Origin of the sequence: Hyphomicrobium zavarzinii ATCC 27496, assembly GCF_000383415.1 — a bacterium.
GTDB classification, from domain to species: Bacteria; Pseudomonadota; Alphaproteobacteria; order Rhizobiales; family Hyphomicrobiaceae; genus Hyphomicrobium_C; species Hyphomicrobium_C zavarzinii.
Genome location: NZ_KB911258.1, coordinates 270,064 through 288,330, shown reverse-complemented (window position 1 = coordinate 288,330; position 18,267 = coordinate 270,064). Strand labels below are relative to the sequence as shown.

Genomic DNA, 18,267 nt, shown 5'->3' with positions numbered 1-18,267 from the left:
CACGGTGCTCCGTCGTTCACTCGGCCGGGGCGTGAGCGCCCGCGGGGGCGGCTTGCACGGCGGGTTCGGGTTTCGCTTTGCGCCGGCCTAAACCGGCCAGCGTCGAGAAAAGGAACGGCACGAACGTCAGCGTCGCGCAGGTGCCGAAAACGAGACCGCCGACGACAGCGCGTCCCAGCGGCGCGTTCTGCTCGCCGCCTTCGCCATGCCCCAGCGCCATCGGCAGGATGCCGACGATCATCGCCGTGGCGGTCATCAGAACCGGGCGCAATCGCGTGCCCGCCGCGTCAACGGCGGCTTCGGCGGGTGTTGCGCCTTCGAGCAGACGGTCGCGCGCGAAACTCGTGACCAGCACGCTGTTGGCGGTCGAGACGCCGATCACCATGATGAGGCCGGTGAGAGCGGGAACCGACAGCGGCGTTCCGGTGACGAAGAGCGCGAACATGGCGCCCGAGATTGCGACCGGCAGACCGCCCATGGCGATGAACGGCATCATCCACGACTGGAAATTGACGACCATGACGAGATAGACGAAAACCGCAGCCATCATCAGGCCGCCAAGCATCTCGGAATAAGCCTGGTCCATGGACTGAGCCTGGCCGGCGACCTCGATGCGGTTGGCGGGCTTCAGGCGGGGGCGAAGCTGGTCGATCGCCGCCGTCACGTCCGCATAGACGCCGCCGAGATCGCGGCCCTGGACGTTGGCGAGAATGGTCGTCGTCGGTTGCAGCGTGGTGCGGTCGATGTTAGCCGGAATGTTGCGGAGCTGAAGCGAGGCGAACGAGCGCAGCGTCACCGGCTGGCCGCCTGCCGCAGGGCGCACGGGCGTGTTCAGCAACTGCTCGAGCGACGTGAGGTTCGAGGGCGGCGCGACCACCTGCACAGTATAGGAGGTCCCCTGTGTGGGATCGACCCAGAAGCTCGGCGACACGGTTCCGGACGCGCCCAACGCGGCGAGCAGCGCGGTTGCGGCATCTTGCGGTGTGACACCGATCTGAAGCGCGCGCACGCGGTCGATCTCGAGGTAGTAGGACGGCAGATCCCGCACCTGGCGCATGGCGACATCCACCGCGCCGGGGATCTCGCGCATTCGGGCCATCAGATCGCGCGCGATCTCGGCGTTGCCGAGGACGTCGCGACCGATGAGCCGCACTTCAATCGCCGTCTGCGCGGCGCCCGCGAGGGTTTGCGAGGTCGCGTCGGCAGGCCGGAAGTAGACGGTGAGCGCGGGGAATTTCTCACGCAGCATGTCGCGGATCTTCGCGATGTAGAGCGCGGTCGGCGCGTGCTTGTCGGCCAATTGCACCAGGATCTCGCCGTCGAACGAGCCAATCACGCCACTCTCGATCCAGGCGAGGTTGATGGGTTCGGGGCTGCCGATATTCTCGGCGATGAAACCCACCTCCTCGGGCGGGATGACGTTGCGGATCTCGCGCTGCACGTCGGCGAAGGTGCTCGCAGTCTCCTCCAGCCTCAACCCAGTCTGCGCGCGGACATAGATGCGGATCATGCCGGCATCCGTCTCGGGGAAGAACTCGCGCCCGAGCTTGGTCGCGGATACCGCACCGAGGCCCAACGCAAACACCAGTCCGGCGATGGGGATGATCTTCCACTCGAGTTGTAGCTTCGCGAGGCCGGCGACGAGCCGTTCGAGAAAGCCGAGCAAGCGATCGACGCCCGCGGCGAAGCGCCCGGACAGGCTCTTCCCGTGACTTCCATGCCCCGACGACGAGGACAGCATGAGCGTCGCCAGCGTCGGCACGAGCGTGCGGGAGAGGATGTAGGAGGCAACCATCGCGAACACGACGGAGAGCGCCAGCGGAACGAAGACGAACGCGGCCGTACCGGTGAGCAGAAACAACGGCGAAAACACGATGCAGATCGCAAGCGTCGAGACGAACTCGGGAAAGGCGACCTCGCTCGCGCTTTTCAGAACCGCCTCGTTCAACGGATGGCCGAGATCGAGATTGCGGTTGATGTTCTCGATCTCGACGAGTGCGTTGTCGACCAGGATGCCGATCGCGAGCATCAGCCCGCCGAGCGTCATCAGGTTGAATGTGTTTCCGGTGGCGGCGAGACCCGCGATCGACGCCAGAAGGGCAAGCGGAATCGAGGTCAGCACGATCAACGACGAGCGCCAGCTTCCGAGGAAGACGAGCACGACGAAGGCGACGAGCAGTCCCACGATGATGGCCTCGACCATCACGTTATTGATGGCGCTGGTGACGAACACCGACTGGTCGAACACCGGGGCGATGGTGATCCCCTCGGGCGCGGCCGCCTGCAGCTCGGGCATGCGCGCCTTGATCTGATTGATGATGTCGAGGGTCGAGGCGTTGCCGAGCTTCAGGATCGAGACAATCACCGCGTTCTGGCCGTTCAGGCGCGCGATGTTGCTCTGGACGGCCTGCCCGTCGCGGACGCTCGCCACTTCCGACACACGGATCACGCGCCCGTCCACCGAGCGCAGCGGCAGGTCGGCGAAGGCCCCGACCGTCTCGGGGCTCGCGTTGGTCGTGATGGCGATCTCGCGCGTGCCGACGCGCAAGGCGCCGGACGGCAGCGTGAGGTTCTGCGTGGCGGTTGCGCGTGCGATGTCGCTCGCGGAGATGCCGTAGGCCTGGAGCGCTTCGGGCTTGAGGTCGATCATGACCTGGCGGGACGCGCCGCCATAAGGGAGAGAGAGGCGGATGCCGCGGATCGACTGAATCTGTGCGCGGAGCTGAAGCCGGGCATAGTCATAGAGGGCGCCGTCCGTCAGCGTATCGGAGGCCAGCACGAGCTGAATGATCGGCACGCTCGACGGCACGTAGGGAACGATCAGCGGCGGGTTGGTGCCGGCGGGCATGCGCCGCAAGATCGTCTGGCTCACGGACGTCACCTGGGAGAAGGCTCCCGTCACGTCTGTGCCGGGCTGGAAGGCGACCCGGACTATGCCAACGCCGTTGATGGTCTCGGAGCGCACCTCACGCAAATTGTCGACGTTGTTCATGATGGCAAGCTCGCTGAACGAGGTGAGCTTGCTCGCCATTTCCTGCGGGTTGAGGCCCTGATAGGTCCAGATGACGTTGATGGCGGGAATGTTCACCGGGGGCAGAATGTCGGTGGACATGCCACGGCCGGACAGCGTGCCGATCAGCAGAAGCAGGATCGCCAGCACGCCGATGCTGTGGCGATGACCGACGGCATACCTGACGATCCACATGCTTGGTTCCCAATCCCCGTGAGCGGGCGTTCGCCCTTCGGCTCGTCAAACTTTCGATCGGAGCGACTGCCCTCTCTGCGGGCGTGCTCCAGCGTGAATTCGAGATCGCTTCCCACGGCCACAATCCCAGCGCCGGAGATCTAACATCTCAGATTAAGGCAAGCTTAAAGGCTCTCGCGTCCCCGGAACGCGAGGCGTTTTGTCAGACCGGCTCGATAGCCGCGCCTGCGATCTGCTCGAAATTGCGCTTCTCCTCCTGGTGCAAGGTCACACGTGACACGTCGATGACAATCTCAGCACGCAGGCCCGGCGCCGGGGCTCTGTTCTGCAAGCGCAGGGCAAGGCCGTCCTTCTGCAAGGCTGTATCCGCGATCGAAAGGCCGAGCCCGCTTCCCAGCGCGCTCTTGTGGCGGCCCCTGAAGAACCTCTTCGTCACCATGCCGATCTCGTCCGCCGGGATGCCCGGGCCATCGTCCTCGATGGTGAGCAGAACCACCCCCGCCGCCTGGGCCAGCGACCAGCACACCGGCTCGGGACCCCTGCTGTACTGGATGGCGTTCTCCGTGAGATTGCGCACGGCGGCATGGAAGGCATCCGGATTGACCCGAATGCGGCACCCGAAAAGGCGGTCATCGATGGAGGCGGGTGACGGGTTCTCTTTCGTTCGCAGATCGTCGCAGACGGCGCGAATGCGCGTGCCTGCGTCGATCCATTCCTGCGGCGACTGCGTGCCCGCCGCATCGATCTGCGCGAGCGCGAGAAGCTGGCGGGCCATCCGCGTCGTGCGGTCGGCCGAGACGAGCGCATTCTTGAGCGCGGTCTCCCTCACCGCCGGGTCCTGCGCCGCGAGCGCGACCTGAACCTGCGTGCGAAGCCCTGCGAGCGGCGTTCTCAGCTCATGGGCGGCGAAGGCGGTGACGCTGCGCTCATGCTCGCGGGCGATCACGACCTTCTCGAACAGCCCGTTCAAGGCATCGACCACGGGGCTGATCTCGCGCGGGGTATCGCCGATGTCGATGGGGTCCAGCGCGTCCGCGTTGCGCCTGGAGACGGCCTGCGTGAGACGCCGCAACGGGGCGAGGCCCTGGCGGATGGCTGCCCAGATCAGGCCACTCAACACGATGAGAACGACGACGCCGGGACCGGCGAGGCCCCACATCAACTCTCGCACGAGGCGCTCGCGATGGCTGACACTGTCGCCGACGAGCACGCGGATTCCCCGCTCGCGGTCCTCACGCGCGAAGACGCGCCAGCGCGCGCCGTTGATCTCCTGGTTCGAATAGCCGCTGCTCACGTGCGTGAGCTGCGTCATGGGCGCGGCGCTGGACTTGCCGACGAGGCGGCCGTCGATCGACCACACCTGGCAGGCAAGCTGGAAGTCCGAGATGGCGGGGTGAGCCGTCGACTGCTGATTGGGCAAGCGGAGGCCGGACACCTCCGTCGTCACCCGCACGTCGGCATTGTCGATGAGCGAACTCACCATGCGGGTCGCTTCCTCGAGGCGGGCGTCCAGCACCCGCTCGAGCTCTTTCCGGCTCCCCGAATAAATCCAAGCCATGCCAAGAGCCCACACGAGGCTCGTCGCGATGAGAAGGAGCGCAAACAGGCGTGCATTCAACGAGTTCATGAGGAGACCCACATCGTGGACATACGACGCCCATTCATAGCCGATCGGAGGCCCGCAAGCTTAAGGCAGGCTTAAGAAAGTGAGCCCCTGGATTTCCTCAAGAAAACCTCCATAACTGACCCAAGACGCAGGTAAGAGGATCGATATGCGGGTTCTGGTCGTAGAGGATGACCCGGTTCTTCAGAACGGCCTGACGGTCGGCCTCGGCATCCACGGGATCACCGCGGAGGGGGTCGGCACGTGCGCGGATGCGCTGGCCGCACTCGGCACGACGACGTTCGACGGCGTGGTGCTGGACGTCATGCTGCCGGACGGATCCGGCTTCGACGTGCTGCGGGAGCTGCGCCAGCGCAACGATGCGGTGCCGGTTCTGCTGCTCACCGCGCTCGACGCCGTGGCCGACAGGATCCGGGGGCTCGACAACGGGGCGGACGACTATCTCGGCAAGCCGTTTGACCTCGACGAGGTGGCCGCGCGTCTGCGTGCGTTGCGCCGCCGGGCCGTGGGCCGCGCAACGCCGACCATCCTTTGGCAGGACATCGTGCTCGACACGGAGCGGCGGACGGCCACCACCAACGGCGAGCCGATCAATCTCTCACGCCGCGAGTTCGCGCTGCTGCTGGCGCTCGTGGAACGGCCGGGCGTGATCCACTCCAAGGCCGATCTGGAGGCGATGCTCTACGGCTGGCAGGAGGAGATCGAGAGCAACGCGGTGGAGGTGCACATTCATCACCTGCGCGCGAAGATCGGGCGCGACCGCATCGAGACGGTTCGCGGTCTCGGCTATCGCGCCAAGGCCTGACGCCCCGGCGTAGCGCGCAAGTCTTCGTAGCTTCCTCTTACATATCAGACTTTCTGCTTTTCATTTTCGATCTTCGTATTTGCCTAGCGCTTGTGCACGCGCGACTAGTCTGCCCATCCGGACAGACAACGCTCAGCGCAAGGATCTGCTATGGCGCGACTTCCACTCCGCACCCCCGAGGACGCACCGGAGGCGGCACGCGCCGCGCTGGAGACAGCGCAAAAGAACAATGGCTATCTGCCGAACCTGCTGCGCGTTCTCGCCAACGCTCCGGTTGCGCTCGAAACCTATCTCACGGTCTCCGGCATCAATGCGCGTGCCTCGCTGTCCCTTCCCGAGCGGGAGGTGGTGCAGATCACGGCGGCGGCTACGCATGGCTGCGGGTTCTGCGTTGCCGGGCATACGGCAATCGCAACCAAGAAAGCCGGGCTCGACGCGGCGACGGTCTCGGCGCTGCGCAGCCTCTCGCCTCTGGAAGATCCGCGGCTCGAGGCCATCGCCATCTTCACCCGCGCGGTGATCGCGGGACGCGGCGCCGTTTCGGACGACGCGCTTCGAGCCTTCCGCGAGGCCGGCTTTGACGAGGCCGCGGCGCTCGAGGTGGTGCTGGGTGTCAGCCTCGCCACGCTGTGCAATTTCGCCAATAACCTCGGCCAGCCCCCCCTCAATCGCGAACTCGAGCCCTATCGCTGGGACGGCCCCGTGGCGTCCGGCACACCGGCAGCGGCCGCCGAATGAGCACACTCGAACATCTCGCGCGCCCGCCGCGTCTCGCATCCGACGTCAGCGGCTGGCTGGACCAAGCGGCGGACGGGCTCGACACCGGCCGCGAGCCAGCGGCGGGGGTGCTTCCGGCGCTGAGCCGGGCAGGCCTCGCAGCGATCGGCGTGCCGAGGGAGCTGGGAGGCGCCGGGGGGCACCTCACTGACGCGGTGGCGGCAATCGCGGACGTCTCCGAGCGCTCACTCTCCGCCGGGTTCGTGCTGTGGGGACACCGCACCTACATCGAGTACCTTCTGCAGAGCCCGAATGCGGCCCTTCGCAATCGCCTTCTTCCGGGCCTGCTCGCGGGAACGGTCGCAGGCGCAACCGGTCTTTCGAATGCGATGAAACATCTCGAAGGGTTGGAGGAGCTTTCGTTCGAAGCGCGCTCCGAAGCCGGACGGCGCCTCGTGAGCGGGAAGCTGCCGTGGGTGACGAACCTGCGCGGGGATGATTTCCACGTCGCGGTTGCCGTGGCGCAGGGGGATGCGCCGCCTTTCATTGCCTCGCTGTGGTCGCAGACGCCCGGCGTCGCTCGTTCGGCCGATCTCGATCTCATCGCGCTCCGCTCCACCAACACGGCGGCGATCACGGTCTCGAACACCGAGCTCACGCCGCAGGATGTGATCCATCCGGATGCGCGCGCCTGGCTGCCTCAAGTGCGGCCAGCGTTTCTCGGTCTCCAATGCGGCATGTCGATCGGTCTCGCGCGGCGGGCTCTCGCCGAAGCGCGGACCGCCTCGGGCGCGGGACGAAGCGTTCTCGCGGAGCCGATCTCGGACCTCTCCAACGCGCTACTCCACCAGGAGCGCGCGCTGCTCGACGGGTTGCAGCTCGGCGTCTTCGAGACGAATGCCGCCGCGCTCTTCCGCATTCGCATCGCGCTCGCCGACCTGGTGTCCGAAGCCGTGGGGCTGGAGCTGCAGGCGAGCGGCGGACGCGCGTATCTCAGCGCGCCGGGCCAGCACTTCGCGCGCCGCTGGCGAGAATCCGCGTTCATTCCGGTCATCACGCCGAGCATCGTCCAGCTGAAGACGGCTCTTGCCCGGCATCCGGCGGTCCAGGCATGACTCAAGCGGGGCCCTCACCTCTACTCGCGGCCCGCGCGCTGTCCCTCGCCTATCCCGGGGTATCGCGGCCGGTTCTTGCCAGCTTCGACCTTTCGCTGCTGCCGGGCGAAGTGGTCACAGTTCTCGGCCCCAGCGGCGTCGGAAAATCGAGCCTGCTGCGCGTGCTGGCCGGGCTTCAGCAGCCGACGTCTGGGGTCGTTCAGATCGATGGAGCGCCTGTTCGCGATGTCCATCCCCGCGTCGCCATTGCGTTTCAGAACCCCGGACTTCTGCCCTGGCTGTCGCTCGAACGCAACGTGGCGTTCGGGCTCGATTTCAAGCACCAGCCGCATCTTTCCGCCAAAGAACGCGCGGCTCGTGTAGAGCGCGCCGTGGCAGAGGTCGGCCTCGCTCATGCACGAACGCTGCATCCTTCCGCTCTCTCCGGCGGCATGGCGCAGCGCGCTTCCCTGGCCCGCTGCCTCGCGCGGCAGCCGAAGGTTCTTCTGCTCGACGAACCGTTCGGCGCGCTCGACGAGATCACGCGCGCGGAGATGCAGCAGCTCCTGCTCAAGGTGGTGCGCGACTTCGGAACGGCGGTGGTGCTCATCACCCACGACATCGACGAGGCGCTGCTCGTTTCGGATCGCGTCGTGCTGATCGGCGGCTCGCCGGGGCGGGAAGCCGGACAATGGCGGATCGATCTTCCGCATCCTCGAGGTGAGCAGGTCGCGGAGCTTGGCCGGATCCGCGTCGAGATCGTGACGCGGCTGCGGCAGGCGACATCGCGGCTCAACTGACTGGATCTGACTGGAGGGACCACACATGAACGAAGACTTCTTCTCGCGCCGCGACATCGTCAAACTGTCAGCGCTGCTCACCGCCGGCGGCGCGCTGCCGTTCCTCGATGCGTTCAAAGCCCGCGCGCAGGCTCCGGACGAGCCGGTGAAAATCGGCTACCTGCCGATTACCGACGCGACCCCGCTGCTCGTCGCCCACGCCAACGGCCTGTTCGAGGCGGAAGGGATCAAGGCGGAAAAGCCCGTTCTGCTGCGGAGCTGGGCGCAGCTCGTCGAGGCCTTCATCTCGGGACAGGTCAACGTCGTTCACGTGCTGTCGCCGATCGCCGTTTGGGCGCGTTACGGCAGCAAAGTGCCCGCCAAGGTCGTCGCCTGGAACCATACGTCGGGCTCGGCGCTCACGGTCGGCAAGGATATCAGCTCGGTGAAGGATCTCGGCGGCAAGACCGTCGCCATTCCGTTCTGGTACTCGATCCACAACATCGTGCTGCAGGAGCTTCTGCGGGCGAACGGGCTCACGCCGGTCACGAAGAAGACGGACGTCGCGCCCAACGAGGTCAACCTCGTCATCCTTGCGCCACCGGACATGGTGCCGGCGCTTTCGGCCAAGCAGATCGCAGGCTACATCGTGGCCGAGCCGTTCAACGCCGCCGGCGAGACGCTCGGCGTCGGCAAGGTTCTGCGCTTCACCGGCGACGTGTGGAAGGATCATGCGTGCTGCGTCGTCCTCCTGCACGAGCGTGATCTCAAGGAGCGCGCCGCGTGGTCGCAGAAGGTGGTCAACGCGATCGTCAAGGCGCAGGTCTGGACGCGCGAGAACCGGGTCGAGACGGCCAAGCTTCTCTCCAAGGACGGCAGCAACAAATATACGCCGCACACCGTCGAGGTTCTGACGAAGGTGCTCGCGCCGGAAAAAACCGACATCACCGGCTACCTTGCTTCAGGTGCCATCCTTCACAAGGACTGGAACGAGCAGCGCATCGATTTCCAGCCCTACCCCTATCCCAGCTATACTGAAGAGCTGGTGCGCCTGCTCAAGAAGACGCTCATCGAAGGCGACAGGGGCTTCCTCGATGCGCTCGATCCGGCGTTCGCGGCGAAGGACCTCGTCGACGACAGCTTCGTCAAGACGGCGATCACGGCCAACGGCGGCCTCACAGCGTTCGGGCTTCCGGAGGGCTTCGAGCGCAAAGAGGTGATCGTCACGTGAGCGACATCGCAGGCGAGCTGAGAGAGAGTGAGGTCGAGACAGCCGTCTCCGCACCGCGTGCGGTGCCGGGACGCCAGGACGCGGGTCTCCTGCTTGGCCTGACGGGGCTCGGCAGCATCCTTCTGCTCTGGTGGGCGCTGATCCACTTTCTCGCGGCGCCGGGCGGATTGGGCGAGCGGTTCAGTCCGCTCGCCGCCTTCGCGAGCCTCCGCGATCTCGTCACCGGCTCCGATCTCTTTCTGCACGTGGCCGTGAGCCTGAAGCGCATTCTGGTGGCGCTCGGCTTCGCGCTGCTCATCGGCGTGCCGGTGGGGCTTCTCGTGGGGCTCAACCGAACCTTCGAAGCCGCAACCTCACCGGCATTTCAGTTCCTGCGGATGATCTCGCCGCTGTCGTGGATGCCGATCGCCGTCATGGTGCTCGGCGTCGGCGACACTCCGATCTATTTCCTGCTGACGTTCGCGGCGGTCTGGCCGATCCTGCTCAATACGGCGGCGGGCGTGCGCAACCTCGACCCCGCGTGGCTTCAGCTTTCCCGCAGCCTCGCGGCAACCCGCTGGGAGACGCTTCTCCACATCGTCATCCCCGGCGTGCTCGGCCATGTGCTCACCGGCGTGCGGCTTGCGATCGGAATCCTTTGGATCGTGCTCGTGCCGTGCGAGATGCTCGGGGTCTCTGCGGGGCTCGGCTACTTCATTCTCGATACCCGCGACCGGCTCGCCTACTCCGAGCTGATGGCGATGGTGCTCGTCATCGGCGCGCTCGGTTTCCTGCTCGATTGGACAACGCGCATGCTGCACCGGCATTGGGGACATGCGGGCTGAGTGGCGGGTCTACTCGAACACCACCGGCATCACCGTGCGGCGTGCCAGCCAATCCGGAACCGGCAAGCCCTTGGAGGCGAGGAAGGCGGGGTTCAGCAGCTTCGACTGATAGCGTGTGCCATGATCGCAGAGCATGGTGACGATGATGTGCCCCGGCCCCAGCTCGCGGGCAAGCGCGATGGCGCCGGCGATGTTGACGCCGCTCGACCCGCCCACGCACAGGCCCTCCTCCGTGATGAGGCTGTGCAAAATAGGGATCGACTGAGCGTCAGGAACCTCGAATGAGAAATCGGGCGTGAAGCCTTCGAGGTTCTTGGTGATGCGGCCTTGGCCGATGCCCTCCGTCACGGACGATCCGTGAGAAGCGAGCACGCCCTTGGTGTAATAGGAGAACAGGCTGGCGCCCGGCGGATCCGCGAGCGCGATCTTGACCGATTTGCTGCGCGCCCGCAGGCCGAGCGCGACGCCCGCCAGCGTTCCCCCCGTGCCGACGGCAGAGACGAAGCCCGCAACTTTGCCATCGGTCTGCGTCCAGATCTCCTCGGCGGTGCTGCGTACATGCCCGTCGCGATTGGCGACGTTGTCGAACTGATTGGCCCAGACGGCACCGCCCGCCTCCGTCTTCGCGAGCGCTTCCGCCAGACGGCGCGAGTAGTGCACGTAGTTGTTGGGATTGGCGTAAGGGACCGCCGGGACCTCGACCAGCTCCGCTCCGAGCGCGCGCACGGCATCCTTCTTCTCGATGGACTGCGTGTCGGGCATGACGATCACGGCGCGGAGGCCGAAGGCGCGGCTCAGGGCTGCAATGCCAATTCCGGTATTGCCGGCCGTGCCTTCCACGATGACGCCGCCGGTCTTCACGGCACCACGCTTCAGCGCATCCTCGATCAGGAACAGCGCGGCGCGATCCTTCACAGATTGCGCGGGGTTCATGAACTCGGCCTTGCCCAGGATCGTGCATCCCGTCAGCTCGGACGCGCGCCGCAACTTGATCAGCGGCGTGTTGCCGACAGCGTGCACGATACTTTCGGCAAAGGTCACGAGCGCATCCCCCTCATCTGCTTTCCGGCAATCCACCGGCCCCGATCCGTAGCGCGTATCGAGGTGACGGCGGCCTCACAACGCGACACGACGAAGCGCTGCGCGCCCGGTCGAGGCTGATTGAGGCCCCGACCTTCGCCCGCGTGATTTGCATAGTCCCGATCGTGCTATCGCTCAGGCGCGACGACGCGCGGGCCACGATCGGCTTTCGCGACGGTAGCCCCCTTTCCACGCATTATGAATTGAATTTGGGAGGATCGTGCGAGGTTTCGCCGGGCATCGGGGCACGGACTGCATCCGGCGTCATCCCTGCGCCCTGAACGAAATCGTCCGCTTTCCCGCGCGCGGGCTGCACCCTCCTTGAGGATCGCTCCCTCCGGAATTTTTCTTTGCCTCGCCCGCGGAACACTTCGCGCCAAGTCACGTTGTTGGGCTGGCGCGTCGCATCGCGGCGCAGACCGTTAAGGGCACCGGACCTGGCACGCGCCGTCCGGTGCCCTATTGGTATGGGCGGTTTCCAGGATCTTTCGCGAAGCCGAGGCTCAGGCGCGGAGCACGTCCGCCAGCTCCAAGATGCTGTCGATGACGACGTCCGCGTGCGGCTCGAGGTCTTCGCGGAGCGACGGCCCGGTGAGCACGCCGACACGCAGGCCGAAGCCAGCGCGCGTGCCCATCTCGAGATCGTGGATGGAATCTCCGATGATCGCACAAGAAGAGGGGTGCAGCCCCGTGGCGGCCGCGAACGCGAGCCCCATGCCCGGCTCCGGTTTGGCACCGTGGCCGCTGTCGCAGCCCACCAGAAATTCGAAGTGCCTGACGAGATCGCCGCACCGGCCCATCGAGGCGTGCAATCCTGCCACCGTATCGTTCGTCGCAAGCCCAAGCCGGTAGCCCAGCGCACCGAAGCGCGCGATCTCGCCGGAGGCGCCCTCGATCAAGGTCGCGTATTTCCCGCCGCCATCGCGAAAGTTCCGCGACACGATCTCGACCAGATCCGGAGGCGCCCGCTCGCCAAGGGCGTCTGCGAAGCACTTCGCGATTCCAATCACGCCCGCCGCCGAGAGGACGGCTCCGGGGGCGACGATGTTGGTATCGGGATCGTGTCCGCCCGCACGCAGGAGCTCCGCGGCAAGGATCGCGTCCCCGCCCGCCGCGTCGATAGCCATGTCGCGGTTGATGGGGATCCAGGTCTTGTAGAAGTCCAGGATGGTCCCGTCCTTGTCGAAGAGAAGACCTGTGATGCGGCTCATTGAGGGCTCAACCGTCGCTTATGTGTTGGATTTTCAACCGAGGCCGCGGGCGACCTGGCAGATGCGTCACGCATACCTTCTGACCGGGCGTGGCACCACCAAACCTTAGCACGCTTAAATGTTGCAACAATCACATTTTTTGTTGCGGACCACTCATGGGTAGATTGGCGCAAATTGGGGACCAACCGGCGCACGCGCCGTACTTAAAGCGCGAAAATCGAGTCGCGAGGCCGGGCGCGGGCTATTCGCTATCGGCGACGACGATCTCGACGTCCGCGTCGCGAAGCGCTTCGAGCAACTCGCCCTGGGGCGCCACATCCGTGATGAGCATGTCGACCTCGTCCAGCTTGCACACGAGCTCGAGGCTCGTATTGCCAAACTTGGCGTGGTCGACCATGAGCACATTGCGCGCCGACTGCGCGACGATGGCCCGCTCGCTCCAGGCAATACCCGACACGACCTCGGTGCCGCCATCCGGCGTCAGTCCACTGACGCTCAGCAAGCAGGTATCGAAGCGGAACTTGTTGATGAAGGCCGTCGCTTCGGGCCCCCACGTGCAGCCTTCGGCCGGATCGAACTCACCCGGCACGATGACGAGACGGGTGCGTGAATCCGGTGGAAAACAAAAGCTTGCCGCGAGATTGTTCGTGAAAATGGTGAGGCGGCGGTTCTCGGACGCGAGGTGCTTGGCAAACGTATAGGCCGTGGCACCAGGCCCCAGCATCAGCACATCCTTGTCGGCGAACAGCTTGATGGCCTGACGCGCGATCGCGGCCTTGCCTTCCGCGAAGGCAGCGAGGCGCTCCGACCATGGCGGCTCCGAGCCGACGGACTTCGCGACTGCGCCGCCGTAGTGGCGCTGAACCAAGTCGCGCTCATGCAGAAAATCCAGATCCCGCCGGATCGTCTCGGTGGAAACGTTGAGCGTGCGCGCAAGCTCAGTGATGCGCAACGACGCGTTGGCGTTGATCGCCTTCAAGACCCGCTCACGCCGATCTTCTGGCCTCAGCTTGGTCATCGTCCGTAATCCCTCGGTTGCCATGGAGAGCGCCTCTTGTTGGCCCCGTTTGCGTGGACTTGCCAAGAGATAATCATAAAATATGGCACTTCCAACAAAAGATGTTGAAGTGACACATGCGACATGTTAGAACCGCCACATAAAGTTCTGACGTTGGCTCTCCAACCGAGGGGGTTTCCAAGATGATGGATGCGGCGACGCCCGACGTTGATGTCAGGAGCCACATCGCGGCCCTGCCCTTCTGGCGCAGCCCCGTCTCGATCGAGCCCCTCGTCGGCGGCCTCTGCAATAAGAACTTCATCGCCGAGGCTTCGTCTCAGAAGTACGTCGTGCGCGTGGGGCGGGACATCCCGGTCCACGGCATCTCCCAGGCTCTCGTGCAGAACGCGATGCGGGCTGCGGCGGAGGTCGGCGTTTCGCCCGCCCTTCGTTTTGCCAGCGGCCCCGTCACGGTGAGCGACTTCATCGACGGGCGCCACCTCAGGCCCGACGACATGCAGGATGACGCAATCCTTGCCGGGCTCGTGCGCCGCATCCGCGAGCTGCACGCAGGCGGGGCTGCGATCGATGGGCTGCTTCCCTACTTCTGGCCCTTCCAGGTCGTGCGCACCTACGCGCGCTACTTGAAGGAGAACAAGTCACGCATCGTGGCCGACGTCGACGCATTGGCCAATCACGCCAACGCGCTCGAACGTCTCGTCTCTCCCTTCCATCCGGTCTTTACGCACAACGATCTCGTTCCGCAGAACATCATGATCGACAAGGCCGGCACACTGTTCCTGATCGACTGGGACTATGGCGCCTACGGTCATCCGCTGTTCGACGTCGCGGCCATCACCGCCAACATCGACGACGACAGCGAGGCGATCGACGCGAAAATCCTCACGCACTATTTCGGCGGCTTGAACGACGAGATCTGGAAGCAGTTCCGCATTTTCAAGCTGGTCGTGAATTTGCGGGAGACGCTGTGGGGCGCCGTCCAGGAGCTCGCATCGAAGCTCGATCGCGAGATCGTGGAAGCGGGCATGTCGTCCCTCTATCCCGATCAAGAGCAGGGCTATGCCGGCTACACCGAAATGAACCGCAAACGGTTCCTCCGAAACCTCGAACACTTCAAACGCCAGCACGGCTGAGGATCATTTCCTCAGCCATTTTCTTGGCCGCCTCGCCACCAGAACAGAAACGCCTACAGGGTGCACATGAGCAATAAAATTCCCGCGCAAGCACGTATTGTCATTATCGGCGGCGGTATCGTCGGATGCTCGGTCGCCTACCATCTGGCGAAGATGGGCCAGAAGGACGTGGTTCTTCTCGAGCGCCACAAGCTGACCTCCGGCTCGACTTGGCATGCGGCCGGTGCCGTCGGACAGCTCCGCTCCAGCGCGAACATCACGCGCCTGCTCGGCTACTCGGTCGATCTCTACGAGAGCCTCGAAAAGGAAACGGGCCAGGCGACCGGATGGGTGCGCTGCGGCTCCTTGCGCCTTGCCCGCACCAAGGACCGCCGCGCCGAGTTCGAGCGCGCTTCAACGACGGCCCGCTCGTTCGGGCTCGAGTTCGACATCATCACGCCGGCCGACGTGAAGAAGATCGTGCCGCAGCTCAATGTGGAGGGCCTCGATTGCGCGGCCTTCGTGCCGAGCGACGGCGTCGCCAATCCGAGCGATATCACCATGGCGCTCGCCAAGGGTGCGCGCATGGGCGGCGTCAAAATCCTCGAAGACGTCGTCGTCACCGGCATCGAGACCGAGGCGGGCGTTGTCAAGGCGGTCAACACCAAGGGCGGCCGGATCGCTTGCGAGATCGTCGTGAACTGCGGCGGCATCTGGGCTCCCGAGATCGGGCGGATGGCGGGCGTGAACGTTCCGCTTCAACCCTCGTATCATCAGTACTTCGTCACGGAGAAGATCGAAGGTCTCGCCCGGCACATCCCGACCGTCCGCGACACGGACTACCAGACCTACTTCAAGGAGGACGTCGGCGGCCTGCAGGTGGGCGGATACGAGTTCAATCCCATTCCGTTCGACGTGCCCCGGATTCCGGAAGGCCATGAGTTCAAGCTCATGGAGCCGGATGTCGATCACTTCGAGCCGCTGCTCAAGAACGCGATGGAGCTGGTGCCGGATCTGGCGAACGTCGGCGTGAAGACCTGGTTCAACGGCATCGAGTCCTTCACCGAGGACGGCATGTTCATCCTCGGCGAGGCGCCGGAGGTGAAGAACTTCTTCGTTGGCGCCGGCTTCAATGCTTTCGGCATCGCGGCAGGCGGCGGCGCGGGACGGGCGCTCGCGGACTGGATCATCGAGGGCGAGCCTGCCTACGACATGTGGGCCGTCGACATCCGCCGCTTCGGCAATCATCACCGCTCGCGGCGCACGGTCATGGCCCGCTCGCTCGAAGGACAGGCGCAGCACTACGCGATGGGTTGGCCGCACCTCGAGTCGCAAGCCGCGCGACCGCTGCGCAGAAGCCCGATCTACGATCGCCTCAAGGCGCAGGGCTGCTCGTTCGGCGCCAAGTTCGGATGGGAGCGCCCCAACTGGTTCGCACCCACCGGCGTCGAGCCGCGCGACATCTACAGCTTCGATCACCAGAACTGGGTGAGCCATGTCGCGGCCGAGCACAAGGCGGCGCGGACACGCGCGGCGGTGTTCGACCAGAGCTCGTTCGGCAAATTCCTCATCGAGGGTCCTGCGGCAGAAGCCGAGTTGCAGCGGCTTTGCGCAAACGACATTTCGAAGCCGGTGGGCAGCATCATCTACACGCAGATGCTGAACCGCCGCGGGGGCATCGAAGCCGACGTCACCATCAGCAGGCTCGACGAGCAGCGTTTCTATCTCGTCACCGGCACGGGGTTCGGCACCCACGATGGCACCCATCTTCGCCGCAACATCTCGCGCGCGGCTCCCGTATCGGTGCATGAGGTCACCTCCGCCTACGCATGCTTCTCGGTCATGGGGCCAGCCGCGCGCGAGATCCTTCAACCTCTCGCGGAAGCGGATCTCAGCAACAGCGCCTTCCCGTTCGCGACGTGCCAGCAGATCTTCATCGCGGGCGCTCCCGTGATCGCGGCACGCGTCACGTTCGTGGGTGAGCTCGGCTGGGAGCTGCACATTCCGACCGAGTACGCACTCACGGTCTACGAGGCCATCATGGCCTCGGGCGCGGCGCATGGCATCCAGAACGCGGGCTACCGCGCCATCGATTCCCTGCGGCTCGAGAAGGCCTATCGCGTGTGGTCGGTAGACATCGGCTCCGACTATACGCCCTACGAAGCGGGCCTCGGCTTCGCTGTGCGCCTCAACAAACCTGCGGACTTCATCGGCCGCGAGGCGTTGCTCAAGGCCAAGCAGGCCCCGCTCACCAAACGCCTTGTCACGTTCAGCGTGGACCCGAGCGTCGTGCTGCTCGGCCGCGAGACCATTTACCGGGACGGCAAGCGCATCGGCTGGCTGACGTCGGGCGGGTCCGGTCACACGGTCGGCCGCAGCATCGGCCTCGGCTACCTCAGATCCGACGGCGACCTCGACGATGCGTCGCTGCGGGCCGCCAACAACTACGAGCTGGAAGTGAGAACGCGCCGCGTTCCCGCAACGCTCCATCTCGAGCCGCTCTACGACGCCGCAGGAGCGAGGGTCCGCGCCTGATGCGTCTTCCGCCGGGCGATCCGGCTCCCAGCAAGTATCGACAGCCGTGTAGAAAAGGGGACTAAAAATGGGAAAGTGTAGTTGGCCTCAAGCACTGTGCGTCACCGCCGTCGCGATGTCCGCGGCATTCGGGAGCGCCGCTCATGCAGCGGAGTCCTCAGAGCCGATCAAGTTCGTCCTGAATGACTGGACCGGCCAGCTTCTCAGCAGCCGGATCATGGGCGAGGCGCTGAAGCGCAACGGCTACAAGATCGAATACACCACGGCTGACACGATGGCGCAGTTCCAGGGCCTCGAGACCGGCGATCTCCACGTTCAGATGGAAGTGTGGACAACCACGACGAAGGACGTATTCGACGCCGCGATCAAGACCGGCGGTGTCGAGAATCTCGGCGAATCCGGCATGAACGCCCGCGAGGAGTGGTGGTATCCCGAGTACATGAAGGAGAAATGCCCCGGACTTCCGAACTGGGAAGCGCTCAAGAGCCCCGAGTGCGTCAAAGCTTTCTCCACGCCTGACACCGAGCCCAAGGGGCGCTATCTCGGCGGGCCGGTGACGTGGGCCGGCTTCGACGATGAGCGCGTGGCCGCGCTCGGACTCAATTTCGAGGTCGTCCACGCAGGCACCGATGCGGCGCTGTTCGCCGAGCTCGAGTCCGCCTACGCCAGAAAGGCGCCGATCATCCTCTGGATCTACTCGCCGCATTGGGCGCCCGCCATCTACAAGGGCGAATGGGTCGAGTTCCCGCCCTACACGCCCGCCTGCTACGAGGAAAAGCGCTACGACTGCGGCAAGCCCAAGGGGCCGATTTTGAAAGCCGCCTGGGCAGGCCTGAAGAAGAAGTGGCCGAAGGCCCATGCCGCCATCTCGAAGTTCAAAGTCGATACCGACGAAATGAACGCGCTCATCCTCAAGGTCGACCGGGACAAGAGCTCGGTCGAGGATGTGGCCGATGGCTGGCTCAACGCCAACGAGGCGCGCTGGCGCGCTTGGCTGGAGTAGGCATCTCCGTCTTGGGCGGACGGATGCCG

The 18,267-nt window shown here is 65.1% G+C and carries 14 protein-coding genes; 9 read left to right on the top strand and 5 right to left on the bottom strand.

Features of this window, described 5'->3' with window-relative positions; genetic code table 11:
- Positions 1 to 16: 16 nt before the first annotated feature.
- Both F812_RS0112475 and F812_RS23740 read right to left on the bottom strand, forming a co-directional pair.
- The gene (locus F812_RS0112475) at positions 17 to 3,205 is read right to left on the bottom strand and encodes an efflux RND transporter permease subunit (protein WP_020086318.1); all 3,189 of its coding nucleotides are present in this window, start codon (positions 3,203 to 3,205) and stop codon (positions 17 to 19) included.
- Between the two features lie 202 nt (positions 3,206 to 3,407).
- Positions 3,408 to 4,832, bottom strand: coding sequence for a HAMP domain-containing histidine kinase (locus tag F812_RS23740; protein ID WP_020086317.1), 1,425 nt, complete (start codon positions 4,830 to 4,832; stop codon positions 3,408 to 3,410).
- Positions 4,833 to 4,977: 145 nt separating this feature from the next.
- Between F812_RS23740 and F812_RS0112465 the strand changes: the two genes are divergently transcribed.
- The 6 genes from F812_RS0112465 (at position 4,978) to F812_RS0112440 (ending at position 10,279) form a co-directional block, all read left to right on the top strand.
- Complete coding sequence (locus tag F812_RS0112465; RefSeq protein WP_020086316.1) at positions 4,978 to 5,634, top strand: response regulator transcription factor; 657 nt, start codon at positions 4,978 to 4,980, stop codon at positions 5,632 to 5,634.
- A 150-nt stretch (positions 5,635 to 5,784) separates the two neighbouring features.
- Complete coding sequence (locus F812_RS0112460; RefSeq protein ID WP_020086315.1) at positions 5,785 to 6,372, top strand: carboxymuconolactone decarboxylase family protein; 588 nt, start codon at positions 5,785 to 5,787, stop codon at positions 6,370 to 6,372.
- Positions 6,369 to 7,466 (top strand): acyl-CoA dehydrogenase family protein, encoded by a 1,098-nt coding sequence (locus tag F812_RS0112455; RefSeq protein WP_020086314.1) that lies wholly within the window; start codon positions 6,369 to 6,371, stop codon positions 7,464 to 7,466. The genes F812_RS0112460 and F812_RS0112455 overlap by 4 nt, the downstream gene beginning before the upstream one ends.
- The gene (locus F812_RS0112450; RefSeq protein ID WP_020086313.1) at positions 7,463 to 8,245 is read left to right on the top strand and encodes an ABC transporter ATP-binding protein; all 783 of its coding nucleotides are present in this window, start codon (positions 7,463 to 7,465) and stop codon (positions 8,243 to 8,245) included. The genes F812_RS0112455 and F812_RS0112450 overlap by 4 nt, the downstream gene beginning before the upstream one ends.
- A 25-nt stretch (positions 8,246 to 8,270) precedes the next feature.
- Entirely contained in the window at positions 8,271 to 9,455 is a 1,185-nt protein-coding gene (locus tag F812_RS0112445; RefSeq protein WP_020086312.1) for an ABC transporter substrate-binding protein, read from the top strand.
- Entirely contained in the window at positions 9,452 to 10,279 is an 828-nt protein-coding gene (locus tag F812_RS0112440; RefSeq protein WP_020086311.1) for an ABC transporter permease, read from the top strand. Before F812_RS0112445 ends, F812_RS0112440 begins: the two co-directional genes overlap by 4 nt.
- Before the next feature lie 9 nt (positions 10,280 to 10,288).
- Here F812_RS0112440 and F812_RS0112435 read toward each other — a convergent pair whose 3' ends face one another.
- The 3 genes from F812_RS0112435 to F812_RS0112425 form a co-directional block, all read right to left on the bottom strand.
- Positions 10,289 to 11,320, bottom strand: a complete 1,032-nt coding sequence (locus F812_RS0112435) for a cysteine synthase A (protein ID WP_020086310.1) — start codon at positions 11,318 to 11,320, stop codon at positions 10,289 to 10,291.
- A gap of 542 nt (positions 11,321 to 11,862) precedes the next feature.
- Positions 11,863 to 12,570, bottom strand: coding sequence for an HAD family hydrolase (locus F812_RS0112430; protein ID WP_020086309.1), 708 nt, complete (start codon positions 12,568 to 12,570; stop codon positions 11,863 to 11,865).
- 241 nt (positions 12,571 to 12,811) lie between these two features.
- Complete coding sequence (locus F812_RS0112425; RefSeq protein WP_020086308.1) at positions 12,812 to 13,588, bottom strand: DeoR/GlpR family DNA-binding transcription regulator; 777 nt, start codon at positions 13,586 to 13,588, stop codon at positions 12,812 to 12,814.
- 182 nt (positions 13,589 to 13,770) lie between these two features.
- Between F812_RS0112425 and F812_RS0112420 the strand changes: the two genes are divergently transcribed.
- The 3 genes from F812_RS0112420 (at position 13,771) to F812_RS0112410 (ending at position 18,238) form a co-directional block, all read left to right on the top strand.
- Positions 13,771 to 14,721, top strand: a complete 951-nt coding sequence (locus tag F812_RS0112420) for a choline/ethanolamine kinase family protein (protein ID WP_020086307.1) — start codon at positions 13,771 to 13,773, stop codon at positions 14,719 to 14,721.
- Between the two features lie 66 nt (positions 14,722 to 14,787).
- On the top strand, positions 14,788 to 17,235 hold the full coding sequence (locus F812_RS0112415; RefSeq protein WP_020086306.1) for a GcvT family protein: 2,448 nt from the start codon (positions 14,788 to 14,790) through the stop codon (positions 17,233 to 17,235).
- Positions 17,236 to 17,302: 67 nt separating this feature from the next.
- Entirely contained in the window at positions 17,303 to 18,238 is a 936-nt protein-coding gene (locus F812_RS0112410; protein WP_198011191.1) for an ABC transporter substrate-binding protein, read from the top strand.
- Positions 18,239 to 18,267 lie beyond the last annotated feature (29 nt).

Bases quoted from the DNA above. Each gene is read 5' to 3' on its own strand.
- F812_RS0112475 (WP_020086318.1), bottom strand. From the start codon at position 3,205: ATGTGGATCGTCAGGTATGCCGTCGGTCATCGCCACAGCATCGGCGTG.
- F812_RS23740 (WP_020086317.1), bottom strand. From the start codon at position 4,832: ATGAACTCGTTGAATGCACGCCTGTTTGCGCTCCTTCTCATCGCGACG.
- F812_RS0112465 (WP_020086316.1), top strand. From the start codon at position 4,978: ATGCGGGTTCTGGTCGTAGAGGATGACCCGGTTCTTCAGAACGGCCTG.
- F812_RS0112460 (WP_020086315.1), top strand. From the start codon at position 5,785: ATGGCGCGACTTCCACTCCGCACCCCCGAGGACGCACCGGAGGCGGCA.
- F812_RS0112455 (WP_020086314.1), top strand. From the start codon at position 6,369: ATGAGCACACTCGAACATCTCGCGCGCCCGCCGCGTCTCGCATCCGAC.
- F812_RS0112450 (WP_020086313.1), top strand. From the start codon at position 7,463: ATGACTCAAGCGGGGCCCTCACCTCTACTCGCGGCCCGCGCGCTGTCC.
- F812_RS0112445 (WP_020086312.1), top strand. From the start codon at position 8,271: ATGAACGAAGACTTCTTCTCGCGCCGCGACATCGTCAAACTGTCAGCG.
- F812_RS0112430 (WP_020086309.1), bottom strand. From the start codon at position 12,570: ATGAGCCGCATCACAGGTCTTCTCTTCGACAAGGACGGGACCATCCTG.
- F812_RS0112425 (WP_020086308.1), bottom strand. From the start codon at position 13,588: ATGACCAAGCTGAGGCCAGAAGATCGGCGTGAGCGGGTCTTGAAGGCG.
- F812_RS0112420 (WP_020086307.1), top strand. From the start codon at position 13,771: ATGATGGATGCGGCGACGCCCGACGTTGATGTCAGGAGCCACATCGCG.
- F812_RS0112415 (WP_020086306.1), top strand. From the start codon at position 14,788: ATGAGCAATAAAATTCCCGCGCAAGCACGTATTGTCATTATCGGCGGC.
- F812_RS0112410 (WP_198011191.1), top strand. From the start codon at position 17,303: ATGGGAAAGTGTAGTTGGCCTCAAGCACTGTGCGTCACCGCCGTCGCG.